At 69.2% G+C, this 253-nt stretch carries 1 protein-coding gene; it reads right to left on the bottom strand.

The features are described 5' to 3' along the window. The coding region (locus tag KVT28_RS25740) for a hypothetical protein (protein WP_217551076.1) at positions 1-253 on the bottom strand (253 nt) is incomplete at both ends.

Genomic DNA, 253 nt, shown 5'->3' with positions numbered 1-253 from the left:
AAGGCGGCTGTCGATGTGACACGAGTCCACGGCCTGGGCGGCGTCCCCCTGGGCCAGCGGATCGGTCAGCTCCCGCAGGACCGAGTTGTGCATCGCGGCGATCATCACATCTGCGCGCGCGATAACAGGCTGCAGCTCGCGCGGGGCGCCAGGAACCGACCAGGTCGGCGCCGACTGCGCCGCCAGGGCGGCGCTGGTGAGCAGGATCATGACGGGGGATAGGCAGCGCATGCGATCGCAAAGCGCAAGCGAT

This window comes from Pantoea sp. GbtcB22, assembly GCF_019091025.1.
GTDB lineage: Bacteria > Pseudomonadota > Gammaproteobacteria > Enterobacterales > Enterobacteriaceae > Pantoea > Pantoea leporis.
The sequence above is the reverse complement of the archived record's forward strand: the minus strand, read 5'-3'. Positions and strand labels throughout refer to the sequence as shown.